General features: G+C 38.8%; 19 protein-coding genes. All 19 read right to left on the reverse strand.

Annotation, left to right across the window (positions count from 1 at the left end):
- Window positions 1–4: 4 nt before the first annotated feature.
- The gene (locus HMPREF0766_RS14535; protein WP_002998652.1) at window positions 5–3,217 is read right to left on the reverse strand and encodes a hypothetical protein; all 3,213 of its coding nucleotides are present in this window, start codon (window positions 3,215–3,217) and stop codon (window positions 5–7) included.
- Between the two features lie 3 nt (window positions 3,218–3,220).
- Complete coding sequence (locus tag HMPREF0766_RS21875; RefSeq protein ID WP_236590446.1) at window positions 3,221–4,288, reverse strand: tail fiber protein; 1,068 nt, start codon at window positions 4,286–4,288, stop codon at window positions 3,221–3,223.
- Window positions 4,289–4,291: 3 nt separating this feature from the next.
- Window positions 4,292–5,344, reverse strand: a complete 1,053-nt coding sequence (locus tag HMPREF0766_RS21880; protein ID WP_174900120.1) for a hypothetical protein — start codon at window positions 5,342–5,344, stop codon at window positions 4,292–4,294.
- 3 nt (window positions 5,345–5,347) lie between these two features.
- Complete coding sequence (locus HMPREF0766_RS22560; protein WP_052646433.1) at window positions 5,348–6,304, reverse strand: hypothetical protein; 957 nt, start codon at window positions 6,302–6,304, stop codon at window positions 5,348–5,350.
- 29 nt (window positions 6,305–6,333) lie between these two features.
- On the reverse strand, window positions 6,334–7,149 hold the full coding sequence (locus HMPREF0766_RS22565; protein ID WP_002998661.1) for a hypothetical protein: 816 nt from the start codon (window positions 7,147–7,149) through the stop codon (window positions 6,334–6,336).
- Between the two features lie 11 nt (window positions 7,150–7,160).
- The gene (locus tag HMPREF0766_RS22475) at window positions 7,161–7,892 is read right to left on the reverse strand and encodes a hypothetical protein (RefSeq protein ID WP_002998663.1); all 732 of its coding nucleotides are present in this window, start codon (window positions 7,890–7,892) and stop codon (window positions 7,161–7,163) included.
- Between the two features lie 10 nt (window positions 7,893–7,902).
- On the reverse strand, window positions 7,903–8,970 hold the full coding sequence (locus HMPREF0766_RS21900; RefSeq protein WP_002998666.1) for a hypothetical protein: 1,068 nt from the start codon (window positions 8,968–8,970) through the stop codon (window positions 7,903–7,905).
- Window position 8,971: 1 nt separating this feature from the next.
- On the reverse strand, window positions 8,972–9,721 hold the full coding sequence (locus tag HMPREF0766_RS22570; protein WP_002998669.1) for a hypothetical protein: 750 nt from the start codon (window positions 9,719–9,721) through the stop codon (window positions 8,972–8,974).
- Window positions 9,705–10,658, reverse strand: a complete 954-nt coding sequence (locus HMPREF0766_RS22575; RefSeq protein ID WP_002998672.1) for a hypothetical protein — start codon at window positions 10,656–10,658, stop codon at window positions 9,705–9,707. The genes HMPREF0766_RS22570 and HMPREF0766_RS22575 overlap by 17 nt, the downstream gene beginning before the upstream one ends.
- Window positions 10,659–10,666: 8 nt before the next feature.
- Window positions 10,667–11,671: a tail fiber protein gene (locus tag HMPREF0766_RS21915; protein ID WP_002998675.1), complete on the reverse strand. Its 1,005-nt coding sequence runs from the start codon at window positions 11,669–11,671 to the stop codon at window positions 10,667–10,669.
- A 469-nt stretch (window positions 11,672–12,140) separates the two neighbouring features.
- Window positions 12,141–12,893 carry a hypothetical protein gene (locus HMPREF0766_RS21920; protein ID WP_138944208.1) on the reverse strand — a complete coding sequence of 251 codons (753 nt, stop codon included), beginning with the start codon at window positions 12,891–12,893 and terminating at the stop codon, window positions 12,141–12,143.
- Between the two features lie 10 nt (window positions 12,894–12,903).
- Window positions 12,904–13,818, reverse strand: a complete 915-nt coding sequence (locus HMPREF0766_RS21925; RefSeq protein ID WP_002998681.1) for a hypothetical protein — start codon at window positions 13,816–13,818, stop codon at window positions 12,904–12,906.
- Window positions 13,819–13,820: 2 nt separating this feature from the next.
- Window positions 13,821–14,783, reverse strand: a complete 963-nt coding sequence (locus HMPREF0766_RS22580; RefSeq protein ID WP_002998683.1) for a hypothetical protein — start codon at window positions 14,781–14,783, stop codon at window positions 13,821–13,823.
- A gap of 31 nt (window positions 14,784–14,814) precedes the next feature.
- The gene (locus HMPREF0766_RS21935) at window positions 14,815–15,765 is read right to left on the reverse strand and encodes a hypothetical protein (RefSeq protein ID WP_002998686.1); all 951 of its coding nucleotides are present in this window, start codon (window positions 15,763–15,765) and stop codon (window positions 14,815–14,817) included.
- Window positions 15,762–16,724, reverse strand: coding sequence for a hypothetical protein (locus HMPREF0766_RS22240; RefSeq protein ID WP_002998691.1), 963 nt, complete (start codon window positions 16,722–16,724; stop codon window positions 15,762–15,764). Before HMPREF0766_RS22240 ends, HMPREF0766_RS21935 begins: the two co-directional genes overlap by 4 nt.
- Before the next feature lies 1 nt (window position 16,725).
- Window positions 16,726–17,664 carry a DUF4200 domain-containing protein gene (locus HMPREF0766_RS22585; RefSeq protein WP_002998694.1) on the reverse strand — a complete coding sequence of 313 codons (939 nt, stop codon included), beginning with the start codon at window positions 17,662–17,664 and terminating at the stop codon, window positions 16,726–16,728.
- Window positions 17,661–18,146 carry a hypothetical protein gene (locus HMPREF0766_RS14615; RefSeq protein ID WP_002998696.1) on the reverse strand — a complete coding sequence of 162 codons (486 nt, stop codon included), beginning with the start codon at window positions 18,144–18,146 and terminating at the stop codon, window positions 17,661–17,663. Before HMPREF0766_RS14615 ends, HMPREF0766_RS22585 begins: the two co-directional genes overlap by 4 nt.
- A 72-nt stretch (window positions 18,147–18,218) precedes the next feature.
- Window positions 18,219–18,578, reverse strand: a complete 360-nt coding sequence (locus HMPREF0766_RS14620; protein ID WP_002998699.1) for a hypothetical protein — start codon at window positions 18,576–18,578, stop codon at window positions 18,219–18,221.
- On the reverse strand, window positions 18,575–19,522 hold the full coding sequence (locus tag HMPREF0766_RS21950) for a hypothetical protein (RefSeq protein WP_002998702.1): 948 nt from the start codon (window positions 19,520–19,522) through the stop codon (window positions 18,575–18,577). The genes HMPREF0766_RS14620 and HMPREF0766_RS21950 overlap by 4 nt, the downstream gene beginning before the upstream one ends.
- Between the last annotated feature and the right edge of the window lie 139 nt (window positions 19,523–19,661).

Below are 19,661 nucleotides of genomic sequence, written 5' to 3' on the forward strand. Positions count from 1 at the left end.
GGACTTATTGGGCACGGTAATGGTAATGGTAGCTTTGTCTGAGCTGCTGAAACTGATCCAGGACATGTTGCAACCGTTGCAGACCATCGTATTGATAATACTCTGTCTGCCCTCTGGCATCGGTCTTACTTGTCATGCCGACAAGGGGCTTGTAGGTATAGGAGGTGATCTGAGAACCGGGAAGGTTGGAGCGTAAAATGTCCATCTTCTGACGGATATAATCCGCTGTGACGGTTCCGCTGTTCAATTCATCTACTACACTTTGTCCACCAATGGCCGATACAACGTCATTATATTGTGCATTGACAATTTCGGCAACAGGATACTGCCCGTTGTAACCCCAGAGGTAGCTGGTAACCGGACCATTCGTTTTCTTTACTGCCAGAGGATTCCCATAGGTATCATATAAAGGCACACTTAACTTAACATTATATCTACTATCAGCTATAAATGCTCCTCTTCCTCCATTAGGGGGTATTTGCCCCGAAAGTCGATTACTAAATTTAAAATCAGTTAGAGGTTCAGAAATATCTAATTGTGAGTATTGACTTAATTTTCCATTATCAGAATATTGATTAAGTACACCAGAAACAATATGTTCTTGATTTTCATTTTTGACAGTATTTACAGTTTCAACAGGAACATTTAAAATATTTTTTGAAATTAATGATTCAAATCCTGAGTTGTAATCTAAAGGATACGTAACATATGTAACAAAAGAATCTTTATTAGATTTTGACACAAAATTCCTAGTCCAATGAGCATGGAATGAATTATCATATTTAAACTCCTCTAAATGAATATTTTCACTTCCGCCATCCTTCCTTATCGTTCTTTTATTAACTAATGCTGTAAATGGAAAATATCTGGTATAAAGAGTATTCATAGTAGCTGACAATCTATCAGTATGCAGCTCTCCTCCAGGATAATTTGCAAGTAGTGGAAATGTTGGTTGAACTAAAACATATTGGATTGATTTTGATCTGTTATCTGCAAAATCAGAATAAGTATATTGAGTTGATTTAATCAGATCACCAATTGAATTATATGTCTCTTCTCTCAACAGCTTACCCCTGCTACTCTTTCTTGAAATATTCGCACTTAGCAGCGGATCTGCTACACCCAATTCAAATAAAGCAGTTTCATCTGGTACATCAAATATTGTCGAATAAACAAATTTGGTATATGAATTATCTTCATTAAGTTCAATAACACTGGAATATCCTAACACTTCTGATTCATCATATCCTAAAATTGGAGTAGAGCTGGAAAAAATTCCTTGCACATTTGGAATTAGTGATGCAGCAGAAATGACATGTGTGGGCATTTTTGTTAATATTCCACTTGAATTTTGTGACGTTAAAAAGTCTTTGTACAAATATTTTTTTGATATGGTATTTTGTCCATCGTGGTTAATAATTTCAGCCACACGCAATCCACCTCCATATGCCTTCTCATTTTCCGTAAGTTCCTCTGCCTCCATATAACCAAAAGATACGGCTCCTGAAGCCATAACAACATCAGAATTTTCCCAATGTAATAAGTAATTAGCATTTAGAATACTTCCTGCATTATACGTACCCGGCGATAATGTCATCGAATAAAATTGATAATTAGTTGATGAAGGAACAATCCATTTAGTGTTAGGACCTCCTCCCTTTAGATTTTTAGAGACTTCAACAAGTGTAGGGTTTTCCAACGTAAATTCTAAGGAATAAGGATCAACTGAAAATGTTCCATCCTCATATTCAAAACTTAAAACATGTGAAGATACACTGGTTTTCCTTTTTGGAGAATAACTGTCTCCTTGAAGAGAAAAATCATTTAATTCGTATCGAAATTCGGTATAACCTCCTGTTGGATAAGAAATTCTTTTTAACACTTCTGCTGAGGCATATATATAATTTGATTCTCTAACAGCATCTCCATATAATGTTCCTTTGAAAAGAGTCTGGGGAATCGTACCGCCATCGACTCCATTCAATCCATTATAATAACCCCAGTAATCAACCTGATTACTATAATATGGATAGTTTGGATTACTCCCCCAAGGTAAAAGTTGAGAATTGTACGTAAAATTCCTATACAATTCAGTTGTTTGAGAGGTATTTTTAAGAATACCAGAGAGTTTAAATCTTTCATCTTGGTTCTCAATATATGCAAAACTATAGCCATAATTGAAGAGGCCATTTTTATCAAGGAGATTTACAGCGTCTAATTTTTTGGTTTTTTGTGCTCCCCTATCGATTCTATTTGACATTTCAAATTCTATACTTCCCAAAGGAAATTTGATTTTCTTTAAATATTTTTCATAATGGGTAAAAATATGTGTATTACTGGTACTTAAATCACTAGGTAGTAAACCTATAACAGTTCCCCCTGTTTGCGTCTTTGCATAACTTAAAAAGTAATTTGCGGATGATAGGTCCAAAGAGTTGGGATAATATTCAAAATCTATTTGTTGTCCACTAACTAATGTAATTCTTGTCAGATACCACGCACTATTATAAAAATTTGCTCCCATTGAATTGATAGTATACGTAGACACATTTCTGTCTTTGAATTCATATCTCACTCCATCAGGAGAAATTACTATAAAACCTGTAAAATTATGTCCATCAACAATTGGATCAATTTTATAATTACTGAATTGATCCTGAATTATATTTTTATTTTTGTCAAAATAGAATGTTCCACTGTAGTTAGAAATTTTAAAATGAAAAATATCAGGTTCAGAATCCAGAGATGTATTTAACACATCATTTAAATAAGAAGTTCTATCTGTATAATATTGTTGTATATTTCCTCCATTAAAATAATATCCTCTAACATCATCATCCGGAAGTGATTTTAAAACCCGAGTAATTACCCCTCCAACCTGAAGTGAAAATCCTAATCCAACTTCAGAAGGAAAGTTCGATGGTTTATTTTCTAATGTAGAATATGAAAGTCCAACATTTAAATTAAATTGATTTACCCTCAAATCAAATAAATCGATTTTTATTTCAGGAGTACCTGTATATAATGACATTGGATAATTACCATAATTGGAAAAGGCCCATGATTTTGGACTTGGAAAAACAACAAAATTATTCCTCACCCTCTCATAGTCATTTGTTTGAGATTTTACAATCAGAACTGTAAAATTACAAAACATAAAAATTAATATTTTCAGTATAAAAATACTTTTCCTTATTTTACATAAACGTCTCATCATATTCTATTTTTGGTTTATCCTGTTTAGTTGTTGCTCAATTTCAGAAATACGTTTATTTTGTTGCTGCACCTGATTTTCTTTTTCGATAAGATGTAGTGTCAATTCCTCCACTTTCTTCAGCAAAAGTTTGTTCATTTCGCCTAATGACACACCTTCCTTTTCGGCTTCCGCAGCCTTTGGCATGTCCGGCAGATGACCATGTTTTTCGATGTAAGCCCGAAGCTCGGAAAGCGATGTCAATTCATAGTCTTTCTTAAATACATAATCCGGCCAGTTGGCCGCTTCTACCTTTACTTCCTGTGAACGAATCTTTCCATTTACTGCCAGATCATATTCTCGTGGTGTGCTGGTCTTGATACCAACCTTTCCGGAGAAATACGCTATGTCAGCCTGACTCTTATTGATCCCCAACAGCGCTTCTATAGTCGGTTCATTGCCATCTACAACCTCTGCTCTGGGACCATAGAAATACTGACGATCATTTGAATTAGGATCGTAGTAGAGATACGTACGGTGAAAGGTTGTGGTAACATAGTCAGGAAACTTAAAATCCTCTATTTCGGCTACTCTGGCTCCTGTAACACCATCGTATATACCTCCGTAATATGTTGTTGACGGATCAGCACTTCCATGAATATAGGCGACTAACAGATACCATTTATCTAATTCGGGCAAATCTCCCTGCCAGAAATAAGGATTAGTAACAAGTAAATTATCAAGGTTATTAACATTCGCACAGCCAAAGTAGCTGTAACCATCTGTGGAATTCGTTTTCTTCAGCCAGATAGTCAAGCGGTAAATTTTCCGACGATCGATTGCAAAAGGTTTTGAATCCCATCCCGCATTAGCATGACTTGCTCCTCCAACACCTTTCCACAACATAACGCGATTACCATAAGGTCCGATACCCCATTCCCGGATATTATTAGCCGGGTCTCCATTAACCTCCAAAAAAGCAGTACTTCCGGTACCCGGCACCCAATCATTGAGATTTACCAGGTTTTGGGCCTGCATATTAGTGCTAAGCAGCATTAAGACCACAAAACACGAGAAGTAAAGTGTATTTTTCATATTTTATTTTTTAAGAAGTAATAACTGGTTGATCTGCGCTTGTTGCGCTTCATTATTCTTTTCCATTTTCAGGATATACAGTGTCAATTCCTCCACTTTCTTCAGCAGAAGCTTATTCATTTCACCTAATGACACACCTTCCTTTTCAGCTTCCGCAGCCTTTGGCATGTCCGGCAGATGACCATGTTCTTCAATGTAAGCCCGAAGCTCAGAAAGCGATGTCAATTCATAGTCTTTCTTAAATACATAATCCGGCCAATTGGCCGCTTCTACCTTTACTTCCTGTGAACGGATCTTTCCATTTACTGCCAGATCATATTCTCGTGGTGTGCTGGTCTTGATACCAACCTTTCCGGAGAAATACGCTACCTCAGCCTGACTCTTATTGATCCCCAACAGCGCTTCTATAGTTGGTTCGTTGCCATCAACAACCTCTGCTCTGGGACCATAGAAATACTGACGATCATTTGGATTAGGATCGTAATGAAGATAAGTTCTGTGTAAAGTTGTGGTGGCTAAATCAGGAAACTTAAAATCCTGTATTTCAGCTACCCTGGCTCCTGTAACCCCGTCATATATACCTCCGTAATACGTTGTAGACGGATCAGCACTTCCATGAATATAGCCAACGACCAGATACCATTTGTCTAGTTCGGGTAAATCTCCATACCAGAAATAAGGATTAGCATCAGGTACATTATCAAGTGTATTTACATTCCTACACCCAAAGTAACTGTGACCATCTGTTGAATTCGTTTTCTTCAGCCAGATAGTAAAGCGGTACATTTTCCGATGATCGATTTCAAAAGATTTAGAACTCCATCCGGCATTGGCATCATTTATTCCTCCAACACCCTTCCACAACATAACGCGATTACCATAAGGTCCGATACCCCATTCCCGGATACTATTAGCCGGCTCTCCATGAGCCTCCAAAAAAGCAGTACTTCCGGTACCCTGAACCCAATCACTGAGATTTATCAGGTTTTGGGCCTGGATATTAGTACTGAGTAGCATTAAGACTACAAAACAAGAGAGGTAAAGTGTGATTTTCATATTCTATTTTTTCTGAATTAATAATTGGTTGATCTGTGCTTGTTGCACTTCATTATTCTTTTGCATCTGCAAGATATACAGTGTCATTTCCTCCACCTTCTTGAGCAGAAGTTTGTTCATTTCTCCCAGAGAAACTCCCTCCTTTTCGGCTTCTGCAGCCTTTGGCATATCCGGCAGATGGCCATGTTCTTCGATGTAAGACTGAAGCTCAGAGAGTGGCTTTAGTTCATAGTCCTTCTTAAATACATAATCCGGCCAGTTGGCTGCTTCGACCTTGATTTCCTTTGCACGGATATTGCCGTTGACAGCTAATCGCTCCGTCGGAGTAGCAGTACCAATACCGGTATACCCATTGGCTAAAACAGTAACCTTGGAAGCTCCGTTTGTAATAATGGAAAAAGGATGATTAGAATGTGTACCGACAATACCGCCTGCAACCGCTCCATAATATCCACTTTCGTGCGACCACAAACCACTCTTCACCACTCCTGTAGTCACCAGCATCTTGGCATGCCCTTCTCCGTTGACCTGAAATGCTCTGTCCCAACCCTCGTTATTATCCACGGAAGTCGTTCCTAAAAGCAAATGGCCATTTTCATCCAGGCGCATCCGTTCAGTATTGTTATTCGTATTAAAGGATATAAATCCACCTGTCACAGATACTCCTCTATGGAAATTGATAGCATTATTGATCTGCCCGTAAAAACTATGGATAAGGGAAAAGCTCTTACCTCCAATCACATTTGTTCCTGTACCCTGGACTCCAAGAAAAGTTCCTGATCCGGTCTCATCTCCTTCTTCCAATCGGCCAAATACAGTACCCAATCGGTCATTATGAATGTAAGGAGCCGCTACATCCAATATAGCTTTTGGAGAGGTTGTTCCTATACCAACCGGACCTGAAGCCGGGAAGGTATTAGTCTGTGCATTTGTAATGTTTACGCATAATAGTAAACTCACTAAAAAATTTAAGATTTTCACAGTTGATTTTATTTATTGTCAATTACTTTTTGGAGAAGAAGCTCTAATTCCTTTTGCTTATTCTCAATATCCTTTAGCTTTCTATTGGATATTTTTATTTCGTTATCCTTTTCTATAAGATGTAATGTCAGTTCCTCCACTTTCTTTAGCAGAAGTTTGTTCATTTCGCCTAATGATACTCCTTCCTTTTCGGCTTCCGCAGCCTTTGGCATGTCCGGCAGATGACCATATTCTTTGATGTAGGCATCAAGATCAGCGAGTGGCTTTAATTCATAGTCCTTTTTAAATACATAATCCGGCCAGTTAGCAGCTTCGACTTTGATTTCTTTTGCACGGATATGACCGTTGACGGAAAGAAGTTCACCTCTGGATACAGTTGTTCCCAATAACAATTTTCCTTCTGTATCCAGACGCATACGTTCAGTATTATTATCGGTATTAAAGGTTAAAAAACCTCCTGTTGCATCGTCCCCTCTTAGAAAATTAATAGAACTGTTAATGTATCCATAAAAGGAGTGTTCAAGAGCAAAACTTTTCCATCCATACTGCTCACTGTATTGGGTACCGTATCCACGCACGCCCAGAAAGGTGCCCTCTCCTGTAACATCACCTTCAAGCAATCGACCTAAAACCGTCCCCAATCGGCCATTATGAATATAAGGAGCAGCTATATCCAATATCGCTTTTGGAGAGGTTGTTCCTATTCCGACCGGACCTGAAGCCGGAAAGGTATTAGTCTGTGCAAATCCCTGTGCAGACATTGCAGCATAATACAGTGTAGCTATTACTCCGGTTCTGGTTAACTTTCCTAAGATAGTTTTCATTCTTTTCAAGTTTAGTTTTTCTTTAATGTGTCTATTTGTTTTTGCAGATCAATAATATACAGTGTCAGTTCCTCCACTTTCTTCAGCAGAAGTTTGTTCATTTCTCCCAGAGAAACTCCTTCCTTTTCGGCTTCCGCAGCCTCTGGCATGTCCGGCAGATGACCATGTTCTTTGATATAGGCATTAAGCTCAGCGAGTGGCTTTAATTCATAGTCCCTTTTAAATACATAGTCCGGCCAGTTGGCTGCTTCTACTTTGATTTCTTTTGCACGGATATTGCCGTTGACGGCTAATCTTTCTGTAGGGCTGGCAGTACCAATACCTATCCGGTCCTGCAGATCTATAACTAAAGGCGATGTATTTGTCAACGAATTATAAATACCAAAGTTTGTATTGTCATTATACAGTCTATGATAGGCATTATTAGGTTTATACAGGTATAAGGAAGATGAATTATCATCAAAAGGAAGGATCTGCAGATAGCGTAAAGTTATCAGATTTCGTGTCTCCAGTCCTAAAGTATGTAAAGTCCCGTTGCTTTCCACGCTCATCGTTCCCCAATTCCATTCTCCGTTTATTTTTGGTGAAATATAAAGAGTAGTTCTACCGTCATCAGGTGTATGAAAAATCCATGAATTACTTCCGGTTGACACCAGATCCTCTCCTGTCTGCGCCTGACAAAGTTGGCTCAGAAAAATAATTGTAAGACTGCTTATCAAGCATTTTTTATTGAATATTGACATAATAAAGAGATTATTTGGTATAATTTACTTTTGACTTCAATAGTTGTATTTGCTCAGCCTGTTCACTGATCTGTTTATTTGCTTCTATCATATATAGTGTCAGTTCCTCGACTTTCTTAAGCAGCAGTTTATTCATCTCGCCCAGCGATATTCCTTCCTTTTCAGCTATCTCTGCTTTCGGTATATCCGGAAGATGGCCATACTGCTTAATATGATTTTCCAAGCCTTCCAGAGACTGCAATTTATACTGAGGCTTGAATACATAATCCGGCCAGTTGGCGGCTTCTACTTTGACTTCCTGCGAACGAATCTTACCGTTGACAGCAAGATCGTACTCCCGCGGATTATTGGTCCTGACACCTACCTTACCTGAGAAATATGCAACTTCACTCTGTCCCTTATTTATGCTCAGCAGTGCTTCTATAGTCGGTTCATTACCATCTACTACCTCCAGTCTCGGAGCATAAAAATATTGACGGTCGTTAGTATTGGGATCATAATAGAGGTATGTACGATGATTGGTATATGTGCTGCCGGGTAAAAATTTGAAATCAACCATATCTATCACTTTTTCTCCTGTAGTACCATCGTAAATTGCTCCAAAATGTTGGGTGGAAGGATCGTCCGCAGCGTGAATGTATCCGACCAGCAGATACCAGCGGTCCAGTACCGGAAGACTTCCATGATAGAAATAGGGATTATTATCCGGCACATTATCGAGTCCCGCAACAGCTACACAACCAAAATAAGTAGTTCCACCATTTGAATTTGTTTTTTTTATCCAGACAGAAGAACGATACATTTTCTTATGATCTATTGCTACGGGATTACTGTTCCAGCCTCCGTCGTCGTTAGCATTTCCTTCGGGAGTCGCTTTCCAAAGTATGACCCGATTAGCATGTGGTCCTACTCCCCATTCTCTTGTATTTTCGATTGTCTGACCATTCTGATTAAACATTCCTGCAGAACCTTCTCCTGCTTTCCAGTCATTAAGGTCCAATAGATTCTGTGCATAACATAGTGACGATGACCCAGACAGCAAGAGTCCAAGTAAGTAGTATTTTATGTGCATTTTCATGTTATTTCATATTATTTTTAAGTTCATTTATCTCCTGACGAATTTCTTTTAATTCCCTGATTTCCTTATCCTTTTCTATTAGATGTAAAGTCAGCTCCTCTATTTTCTTTAGTAACAGTTTATTCATTTCTCCAACAGACAGACCATCTTCAGCGATCTTCTGCGCCGATGGAATATCCGGAAGGTGTTTATTGGTTTTAATAAATGCTTCTATTTCAGGGAGGGATCTCAGCAGATAATCTTCTTCAAACACGTAGTCCGGCCAGTTAGCTGTCTCGACTTTAATTTCCTTTGCACGGATATTGCCGTTAACAGCCAGTTTCTCTGAAGGTGTGGTAATACCGATTCCTAAATTACCCTCTTCATTCAATACCATTTTAGGAATACTCCAATTTGTAGAATTAATCTTACTGGTAAAGAATTTAATAGAGTGGTTCTCTGTGGAAATTGCCCCCAGTTGTCTGAAATGTCCGGAGTAAATATTCAGATCATTTCCATATGTTCTTATCTGTGCATCATAAGTATTTTCTATCCCTAATTCTAAACTCGGATAATTGCTATCTGATCCAATACGCAACCCTACAGTCCCATTAATTCCCCCCGCTCCCAGATTAATATTTAAAGGTGCCAGCGGTGAAAGTGTACCAATTCCGGCATAGCCGGTAGTTGGAAACGTATTTGATTGAGCCATTACCCATGAAGCACTTGTACTGAGAAGTGCAGTACACAAAATTCTAATTCTTTTTTTCATAATTTTCTATTTTATCCAATCGCTTAAGAACCATATCCAACTGTTGCTGTTGCTTCTTAATAATACAATCTTTTTCAATCAGATACAGTGTCAACTCTTCAATCTTTCTTATCATGAGCTTGTTTATTTCTCCAACAGACAGGCCTTCTTCAGCAATTTTTTGAGCGGATGGTACCTCCGGAAGGTGTTTATTGGCTTTAATAAATGCTTCTATTTCAGGGAGGGGTGTGAGCTGATAATCTTCTTCAAACACATAATCCGGCCAGTTGGCCGCTTCGACCTTGATTTCTTTTGCACGGATATTGCCGTTAACTTCTAACTTTTCTGCAGGATTCCGTTTTCCAAGGCCCACATTTCCTTTAAAATAACTCGACTGATCTGACAGAACATTCAGAGATTCACTGAATGTATTTCCATTTCGCATTACATAATCTTCTTCATTGGATTTTATATCAAAAACCTTCCCTCCGATTGCAGTAACGTAAGGATACGCATGCTGGACCCCGTCATATACAACAGGTACTACTGAAGCGGTAGCGTTATAATAGTAATTTGTATTTCCCCGCATCCACAATACGATTTCATTTACTTCTCCCTGAAGTGTAGCATCTGCCCATCCTGCAATAAATGACTGGTAGATACTGTTGTTTTTTGAAGTACCTAATTTTACATCTAGAAAATTAGACTCATGCCCACCGTTACTTACATGATAAACAATAGTTGCCATCACAGAACCTTTCCACAGCCCGCCCTCGTGGATATTACTTCTTCCTAAATTCAGCACTGTGGGTTTATGCTGATCAAAATTTCCATCTTTCCATGTAACAGGGTAAAATTTGGTTATGTCTCCGCCTATTGTTATCATTCCGGAAGACTGCCCCCATGTAACCATGAACGTACACAGGAACAAAAACAACAAAATTAATCTGGACAGCATAAGATATTTTATTTTAAATTTTTATTAGTCAGGATTTCGTTTAGAAGGATTTTCATTTCCTGATTCTGTTTTTTGTGCTGTTCACTCTCTTTCTTTAATTCAATCAGATACAGTGTCAGCTCTTCAATCTTTCTTATCATGAGCTTGTTTATTTCTCCAACAGAAAGGCCTTCTTCAGCAATTTTTTGAGCGGATGGTACCTCCGGAAGGTGTTTATTGGTTTTAATAAATGCTTCTATTTCAGGGAGGGGTGTTAGCAGATAATCTTCTTCAAACACGTAGTCCGGCCAGTTGGCTGCCTCGACCTTGATTTCCTTTGCACGGATATTGCCTTTAACGGAAAGTTTTTCCGTCGGGACGTCTGTTCCTATCCCTACATTTCCTTCGGGCAATATGGTGAACCTTGCATTTCCGAATCCACTCCCATATACACCATCTCCGCCATCCTCCCATATACTAAAACTACTTGAGGCATACCCGCCACCAATGGCCCATTGTTTGGCTTTATTTCTATAACTAAATAGCAGCTTTGGGTTATCTCCAAAACCAAAATCGGTGGCTAAAGCTAGTACATGTCCCCAGGCCTGTCCGCCAGTGGAATGAAATATACCTGCGGAAATATTAGAAGACGGAGGTGTCACTTCCAGTTGTGTTTGCGGATTGCTGGTGCCAATACCTACATAGCCCCTATTGTCAGCTGCAATAATCTTACGCCATGCTTCCCAACCGGCATCGTATCCCGATCTTATATAAAGATCAGCATCTGTAAAGGCTAATTCATGTGCTTTACCTCCTGAATCATCTTCCCAGCCTCTGATGCCTAAAACGGTAGAATAAAACCCGGGAGCATTTAAGCCCAGAACAGTGTTAAATTTAAAAGAAGGCTTAAGTTTAAAATTGTATTGCAGAGGAGCGGTAGGTATACTTCTACTATCCTCGACACTTAACTCCTGCTGTCCATATACCACGGAAATAGCCATACATAAGAAGGCAAAACAAATGATTTTTTTCATTTTTAAATAATGTTGAGCAGATCGAAGGATTCCTCTTAGGTCTGTAAAATTTCTATTTATCTGAATAAAAAACGTATACCTGGATAAAATACCGTAATGAAGAAATTAAAAATTGATCTGCAATTCCAATAATAAAGATTAACAGCCCTAATATAAGAAATTTTTTAAAACGAAAAGCAATTTATTATTTTCTTTATCATGAATAATCAAACAAGAACCAAGTATTAAGTCTGTGTTAGTTATTTATTAAATAAATTGACATAAGGAGATTGCAGGTATTCTTTTTCTTAGCAATGTATAGATCCGGGCTTTTATTTCCGGATCCTTAAAGTAATTATATTTTATAGATATGCTATACGAAACAGGCAGCAATAGATAAAGGATAGAATTTCTGTTATGGGAACAGTAAAGGCAGTAACGTAGAACTCTTAAAAAGAATGAAATTAAAAGTAATATAATTCTAATACATCTATTTATTCAGAAAAGTCTTAAACTGGACTTTTAAAGCATTCAATTCTTCCTGTTGCGTCTGCAGCTGCTGCTCCTTTTCAATCAGATGTAAAGTCAGTTCTTCGATCTTTTTGAGCAGGTCAATCTGCAAATCCCCTACATTAATACCGTCTCTCCGCATTTCTACTGCGGAAGGAATACCAGGCAGATGTCCGTGTTCTTTAATAAATCGCTGTGTAGTCTTCAGATCAGGTAATTTATATCCCTCCTCAAAAACGTAATCTGCCGTTTTTGTGGTTTCGACACGCAGTTCATGAGCTCTGACAGCACCCACTACATCGAGCCTGTAGTCAGGACTACTGGTACCTATTCCGATTTTTTCCTCAATAAATAAATTTTTGGCTTTCCAATCTGTATCTTTATTATTGGCATTTACAGAAGTATAAAAGGTATGCCACGCCGTCCATCCTCCGTTATCGTACTTCCCCATCCGGATCTGCGGAGCGTTACCTCCATAATAATTTGAGTACGGTACATACAGTTGAAAAGCTGCCCCATCCTGATCATCCCAGTACCCGCCTCCGGCAAGCACTGTTCCGTAATCAGGAAAGCCTTCAGCTGCACTAACAAATGATAGCTGCAGTTTTTTATTAAATACTTTAGGTTCGACGTTGGCGTTCCAGACATAATTACCGGAAGAATTTAATACGGTCTGCGCTTCAATATGTTTCCATAAAAACAAGGAACAGACAGACATTATAATATATTTCATCTTTTTCATTTTATTTATCCTTTATCAGCAGCTTATTCAGTCTTTGTATTTCTTTATCTTTTTCAATTAAATAAAGTGTCAGCTCTTCGATTTTTTTCATCATAAGCTTATTCATCTCCCCCAGGGAAAGTCCCTCCTCTTCTATCTCTCTGGCAGACGGTACATCCGGAAGGTGCTTATTAGTCTTGATAAAGGTTTCTACTTCTGAGAGGGATTTTAGCTTATACTCTTCTTCAAATATATAATCCGGCCAATTGTTAGTCTCCACTTTGATCTCTTTAGCGCGGATATTGCCATTGACGGATAACCTTTCTGTCGGATCTTCAGTGCCAATACCGACATTTCCGTTGGTCAGAATAGTTAAATGTCCGGTATGAAAATGCCTTATACTAAATTTTGATGCTTGTTCTTCCGAAAACTTGAGCAGGGTCCATTGACCATACCCTGTACCCGATGTTCCGGGTATTGCTCCTAAGGCAATACTGGCTGAACCGTATTGAGAACTTGGAAGACGCAAATTTTCATTAAAATTATTACCATTCTTATTATAAATGATGGCTGTACCATTAACTTCCAATTCCGTACTCGGATTCAAAGTTCCCACTCCAACTTTACCATTCGTCTCTAACAATACCCGACTCCAGGGGGTAGCCGGATTATTATTTGTCTTGCGGAAATATAAGTACTGATCAAAAAAACTTCCCGAAAACTGCATAGCATGATTATTATCCGGACGAGAATGCCTGACATCCAGAAGGTGCCACCAATTTGTTGCTCCTGTAGGAAAATTGACGGGTTCATATGCTTCAAAAAAACCTGAAGTTGCTCCGGCATCTCCCCGCAAACCTGCATCATTGCGGATCTGCGACCAGACAATGACCGGGAATAAACTCATGACCATTATAAGTATTGCTAATCTTTTCATTATTATTTATTCTTTAGTTGATTGATTTCGCTAGCTTGCTGATCTACTTTTTCTATGAGCATATGTACACGCTGTGACAGTATTTCATGCCGCTTTTCCTTCTCTATCAGATGTAAAGTCAGTTCTTCAATCTTTTTCATCATCAGTTTGTTCATCTCCCCCAGAGAAAGTCCATCCTCTTCTATCTCTCTGGCAGACGGTACCTCCGGAAGATGCTTATTGGCTTTGATAAAAGTTTCTACTTCAGCCAGAGGAGTTAGTTTATAATCTTCTTCAAATACATAGTCCGGCCAGTTAGCTGTTTCGACCTTGATTTCCTTTGCACGAATATTGCCGTTTACCTCCAGTTTTTCGGTAGCATCCCGTTTACCGATCCCGATATTTCCGGCAAAATAATTAGTCGCCTGTCCCATAACATGAATAACTCCATCGGTATTGGACCCTCTAGAATTCACATAATCTTCCACTCTGGTCTTGAACGTATGTGCGGCCCCGTTTTCCTGTTGGTAAGGTAACATATTTTGAACATTATCATATATTCGGGGGGATTGGGCAGCATTAGAGACATAAAAATATGTCGAAGCTCCCTTTAACCATATAATAAATTCCCTATTGCCGCTTGCCAGAGTTGCATCATGATAACCGCCAATAAAGGGTACAATCTCGGCATAACCATGCCTGCCCTGATAGATATCTGTTTCAATAAAATGGGAACCATGTCCCCAAAGCATATTATGTATACGAAAACGTGCGATCATCGAACCCCTCCACCACTCATCATAATGGGTATCTGACCGTCCGATTTCGATTACTGTAGCCACGCTGTTTCCCCAGTTATTATCCTGAAATATTACCGGATAGAATTTATCCTTATCTCCGTTTACATAAAATGAGGTAGTAGCAACCTGTGCTTCTGCCAAAGTGTTCAAAACACTTATCCATAAGATTAGAAGTAATGCTCTCATATTTACTTTTTTTGTACAGATTTTTAAAAATCTATTTATTTTGAAAAGTCCTGAACTGTGTCTTTAACGTATTCAGCTCTTCCTGTTGCGTCTGCAGTTGCTTGTCTTTCTCTATCAGATGCAAAGTCAGTTCTTCAATCTTTTTCATCATAAGTTTGTTCATCTCCCCCAGAGAAAGTCCATCCTCTTCTATCTCTCTGGCAGACGGTACCTCCGGAAGATGCTTATTGGCTTTGATAAAAGTTTCTACTTCAGCCAGAGGAGTTAGTTTATAATCTTCTTCAAATACATAGTCCGGCCAGTTGTTTGTCTCCACTTTGATTTCTCTGGCACGGATATTACCGTTGACAGCTAATTTATCCCGCGGAGTAGTTATACCTATTCCTACATTCCCGTTATCCATAATGGTAAACCTGTTGGTGCAAAGGCCGCCTGTAGTACACCCTATTGCGTCGTATGCCCAGAACTGCAGACTATTACCATATACACCAGCCATGTTAAATATTCTCCAGTACATGGCCACCCCATTGGCAGTTTTTGCAGGATTGCCAAGAGTAAGAGTTCCTCCGATATCCGGATCAGAAACAGTAGATATTAATGAACCATCTGCAGAGATATGTCCTTTTACATCCAACTTTTGCTGTGGATTATCTGTACCTATTCCCACTTTACCATTCGTCTCTAACAATACCCGACTCCAGGGGGTAGCCGGATTATTATCTGTCTTGCGAAAGTATAGTTGCTGATCACCAAAGCTTCCCGAAAACTGCATGGCATAATTATTAGCCGGATTACTGTGCCTGACATCCAGCAGGTGCCACCAATTTGTCGCTCCTGTTGGAAAATTGACGGGTTCATTTGCATCAAAAAAACCTGAAGTCGCTCCGGCATCACCCCGCAGCCCCGCATCATTTCTGCTCTGTGACCATACGAGTATTGGAAATAAGCATAAGGCGATTAAAAGACCGGCAAATCTTTTCATTTTCTTTTAGTTTTAAGTTGGCTGATTTCGTTGGCTTGTTGACTTACTCTTTCTTTCAGCATATTTACATCCTGCAAAAGTGTTTGTTGAGATGTGTTCTGTTGTTGGAGTTGCCTGTCTTTCTCAATCAGATGTAAAGTCAGTTCTTCTATCTTTTTCATCATAAGTTTGTTCATCTCCCCCAGAGAAAGTCCATCCTCTTCTATCTCTCTGGCAGACGGTACCTCCGGAAGATGCTTATTGGCTTTGATAAAAGTCTCTACTTCAGCCAGAGGAGTTAGTTTATAATCTTCTTCAAATACATAGTCCGGCCAGTTGTTTGTCTCCACTTTGATTTCTCTGGCACGGATATTACCGTTGACTGACAGCCGTTCCGTTGGTGTAGTTGTACCGATGCCAACATTACCATTTGTATTCCAGACTCCATTTTCAGGAAACCTCACATTTCCATTAAAAGAGTTTCTATATTCCAACTGTACTATCTCATTGCTACTTAATGCTTCATCGGCCGTGGCCCAACTTTTATAATATGCAGGAGCATTATTAAAACCATGCGTAAACGCATCAACGAAAAAACGTAGAAAATAGTTTTTATCATCTATAAAAATCACCACCTTTCCGTTTTCCTGAGCTAAGAATATTCTTGGTGTGTATGAGCCTGCGGTAGATACAGAAGAAGCCCACACTTTAGGTAAGTTCGCATCATTATTAAAAATGTAAAACACAAGAGTTAAATCCATAACTTCACCATTTCCATAGTTGTACCCCTGAATTTTAACAGTGGGCATATCAACCTGATGCATAAAAGGAATATTGGTTTTTATTTTCACACCATGTGTCGGGACACCATTATAAGAATATTCGACTAAGTTGCGATACACCTGTGCCTGTATAGTTAATTTTGTACCTGCCAGACAGATCATTAATAGTATACAAAAAGCCGTTTTTGTATTTTTCATCTTACTTTCGCATTAAGTTTTCTTTTAGCTGTTGTATTTCTTCCTGAAGCGCAACAATTTCTTGTTTTATTCCTTTTAAGTCCCTGATCTCTTTATCCTTTTCAATCAGATGCAAAGTCAGCTCTTCGATTTTTTTCATCATCAGCTTGTTCATCTCTCCCACAGATAATCCTTCCTCTTCTATCTCTTTGGCAGACGGTACATCCGGAAGATGCTTATTAGCTTTGATAAAAATTTCTACTTCTGTCAGAGACTTTAGTTTATAATCTTCTTCAAATACATAATCTGGCCAGTTGTTAGTCTCCACTTTGATTTCTCTGGCACGGATATTACCGTTGACTGACAGCCGTTCCGTTGGAGTAGTTGTGCCGATGCCCGTGTAACCATTGGATAAAATGGTGACCTTAGAAACTCCGTTTGTAATAATAGAAAATGGGTGATTGGTATGTGTACCAACCATACCTCCTGCAGCTGCACCATAATATCCGCTGTTGTGGGACCACATACCAGTTCTCACTGCATTAGTAGTTACTAATAACTTAGCATGATCAGTTCCGTGAACCTGAAGTGCTTTTTCCCATCCTTCATTATTTTCAACTGTTGTTATCCCTATACCAATATTACCATCCGGCTGAAAGATCATAAACGGACGATCATAATTCTTACCGATATAAGAATAAGCCTGAAAGGACTTTCCTGTTATATCATAATTACCCATAGTTCCTAGTTGAATAAAGGATTCTGAATCATCATTATTGGATATCCTGTATCCCCTTGCCCATCCTCCGGATATCCCGGTTCCAAAATCTGCCAGTAGATTAACACCATATGCAGGTCCATCAAAACCAATCTGTACCCGATTATCCTGCTGTGCAAAACCTATATGTGTAAGAAGCATACTTAATGCTATTCCAGTTACTTTAATAATTTTATTTTTCATTGCTTTTCTTCAATTTTTTTAAGTCTTTCCGCCATATCGGCTAATTGTTGTTCATATAGTTTCTGGGTTTTATCCTTCTCAATCAGATGCAAAGTCAGCTCTTCGATTTTTTTCATCATCAGCTTGTTCATCTCCCCCAGAGAAAGTCCATCCTCTTCTATCTCTCTGGCAGACGGTACATCCGGAAGATGCTTATTGGCTTTGATAAAAGTTTCTACTTCTTTCAGAGACTTTAGTTTATAATCTTCTTCAAATACATATTCCGGCCAGTTGGTAGTCTCCACTTTGATTTCCCTGGCACGGATATTACCGTTGACTGACAGCCGTTCCGTTGGTGTAGTTGTACCGATGCCCGTGTAACCATTGGATAAAACAGTGACCTTAGAAACTCCGTTTGTAATAATAGAAAATGGGTGATTGGTATGTGTACCAACCATACCTCCTGCAGCCGCTCCATAATATCCGCTGTTGTGGGACCACATACCAGTTCTCACTGCATTAGTAGTTACCAATAACTTGGCATGATCAGTTCCGTGAATCTGAAATGCCTTTTCCTATCCTTCGCTATTCTCAACAGTTCTTGTTCCTACACCAATATTTCCATCCGGCTGGAAGACCATATATTCGCGGGAAAATCCGCCTCCGATATATGAATACCGCTGAGTGGAAGTACCATCTGAATAATGGTCTCCTGTTGTTGCCAACTGGATAAATGATGCTGAACCGTCATGATTAGAAATACTGTACCCTCTTACCCATGGTCCGGAATAAGTACCGAAATTGACCAATAAATTAGTTCCATATGCAGGTGCATCCAAACCAATCTGTACCCTATAATCCTGTTGTGCAGAGGCCATGTGTGTAAAAAGTAGACTTAGAGCTATTCCTGTTACTTTAATAATTTTACTTTTCATTGCTTTTCTTCAATTTTTTTAAGTCTTTCCGCCATATCGGCTAATTGTTGTTCATATAGTTTCTGCGTTTTTTCCTTCTCAATCAGATGCAAAGTCAACTCTTCGATTTTTTTCATCATCAGCTTGTTCATCTCTCCCACAGATAATCCTTCCTCTTCTATCTCTTTGGCAGACGGTACATCCGGAAGATGCTTATTGGCTTTGATAAAAGTCTCTACTTCTGCAAGAGGTGTTAGTTTATACTCTTCTTCAAATACATAGTCCGGCCAGTTGGTAGTCTCCACTTTGATTTCCCTGGCACGGATATTACCGTTGACAGCTAATTTATCCTGCGGAGTAGCTGTACCAATTCCTACATTCCCATTTGCCTTGACGGAAACCAGATTAACCCAACTAATACCCGTTGTTTTATTCCATATCTGCCATGCATCATCTACAGGTCTGACTCCATAAGCAAAATATCCTGACTGAATATCATCTGATCCACTATAGGAAGAAAATATATCCATATTGGGACTATCATCTGTTCTTATAATTGAAATATAGTCTTTATCATTTGTTTGATTTTTCAAAGTCAAAAATGTTTGCGGATTGCTGGTTCCAATTCCAACATAGCCATTAGCGTCTGCCGTAACCATCTTACGCCATGCTTCCCAACCGCTATCATATCCGGACCTTATATAAAGATCATTATCAGTAAAAGCGAGTTCGTGAGCTTTACCTCCGGAATCATCCCACCAACCTCTCATGCCCAAAACAGTAGAATAATTCCCGCTTACATTTAGTCCAATATCTGTATTGTACTTAAAAGAGGGTTTGAGTTTAAAATTATAGTGAACCGGAGTGGATGCTATACCCCTACTATCCTCCATAATTAATTGCTGCTGACTATACACCCCGTTTATGGCCATACCTAGCAGCGCAAAACAAATGATTCTTTTCATTTTCAAATGATATTTAACGGATCTGAGAATTTCATGGGGAGTAAATGGTTTCTATCATGTATAAGAAAATAGAAATGCCCATAACTACCCACTGTGAGAAATTAAAAATTGATCTGCAATTCCAATAATAAAGATTAAC

This window comes from Sphingobacterium spiritivorum ATCC 33861 (genome assembly GCF_000143765.1).
Taxonomy (GTDB): Bacteria; Bacteroidota; Bacteroidia; order Sphingobacteriales; family Sphingobacteriaceae; genus Sphingobacterium; species Sphingobacterium spiritivorum.

Bases quoted from the DNA above. Each gene is read 5' to 3' on its own strand.
- HMPREF0766_RS14535 (WP_002998652.1), bottom strand. From the start codon at position 3,217: ATGATGAGACGTTTATGTAAAATAAGGAAAAGTATTTTTATACTGAAA.
- HMPREF0766_RS21875 (WP_236590446.1), bottom strand. From the start codon at position 4,288: ATGAAAAATACACTTTACTTCTCGTGTTTTGTGGTCTTAATGCTGCTT.
- HMPREF0766_RS21880 (WP_174900120.1), bottom strand. From the start codon at position 5,344: ATGAAAATCACACTTTACCTCTCTTGTTTTGTAGTCTTAATGCTACTC.
- HMPREF0766_RS22565 (WP_002998661.1), bottom strand. From the start codon at position 7,149: ATGAAAACTATCTTAGGAAAGTTAACCAGAACCGGAGTAATAGCTACA.
- HMPREF0766_RS22475 (WP_002998663.1), bottom strand. From the start codon at position 7,892: ATGTCAATATTCAATAAAAAATGCTTGATAAGCAGTCTTACAATTATT.
- HMPREF0766_RS21900 (WP_002998666.1), bottom strand. From the start codon at position 8,970: ATGAAAATGCACATAAAATACTACTTACTTGGACTCTTGCTGTCTGGG.
- HMPREF0766_RS22570 (WP_002998669.1), bottom strand. From the start codon at position 9,721: ATGAAAAAAAGAATTAGAATTTTGTGTACTGCACTTCTCAGTACAAGT.
- HMPREF0766_RS22575 (WP_002998672.1), bottom strand. From the start codon at position 10,658: ATGCTGTCCAGATTAATTTTGTTGTTTTTGTTCCTGTGTACGTTCATG.
- HMPREF0766_RS21915 (WP_002998675.1), bottom strand. From the start codon at position 11,671: ATGAAAAAAATCATTTGTTTTGCCTTCTTATGTATGGCTATTTCCGTG.
- HMPREF0766_RS21920 (WP_138944208.1), bottom strand. From the start codon at position 12,893: ATGAAATATATTATAATGTCTGTCTGTTCCTTGTTTTTATGGAAACAT.
- HMPREF0766_RS21925 (WP_002998681.1), bottom strand. From the start codon at position 13,818: ATGAAAAGATTAGCAATACTTATAATGGTCATGAGTTTATTCCCGGTC.
- HMPREF0766_RS22580 (WP_002998683.1), bottom strand. From the start codon at position 14,783: ATGAGAGCATTACTTCTAATCTTATGGATAAGTGTTTTGAACACTTTG.
- HMPREF0766_RS21935 (WP_002998686.1), bottom strand. From the start codon at position 15,765: ATGAAAAGATTTGCCGGTCTTTTAATCGCCTTATGCTTATTTCCAATA.
- HMPREF0766_RS22240 (WP_002998691.1), bottom strand. From the start codon at position 16,724: ATGAAAAATACAAAAACGGCTTTTTGTATACTATTAATGATCTGTCTG.
- HMPREF0766_RS22585 (WP_002998694.1), bottom strand. From the start codon at position 17,664: ATGAAAAATAAAATTATTAAAGTAACTGGAATAGCATTAAGTATGCTT.
- HMPREF0766_RS14615 (WP_002998696.1), bottom strand. From the start codon at position 18,146: ATGTGGTCCCACAACAGCGGATATTATGGAGCGGCTGCAGGAGGTATG.
- HMPREF0766_RS14620 (WP_002998699.1), bottom strand. From the start codon at position 18,578: ATGAAAAGTAAAATTATTAAAGTAACAGGAATAGCTCTAAGTCTACTT.
- HMPREF0766_RS21950 (WP_002998702.1), bottom strand. From the start codon at position 19,522: ATGAAAAGAATCATTTGTTTTGCGCTGCTAGGTATGGCCATAAACGGG.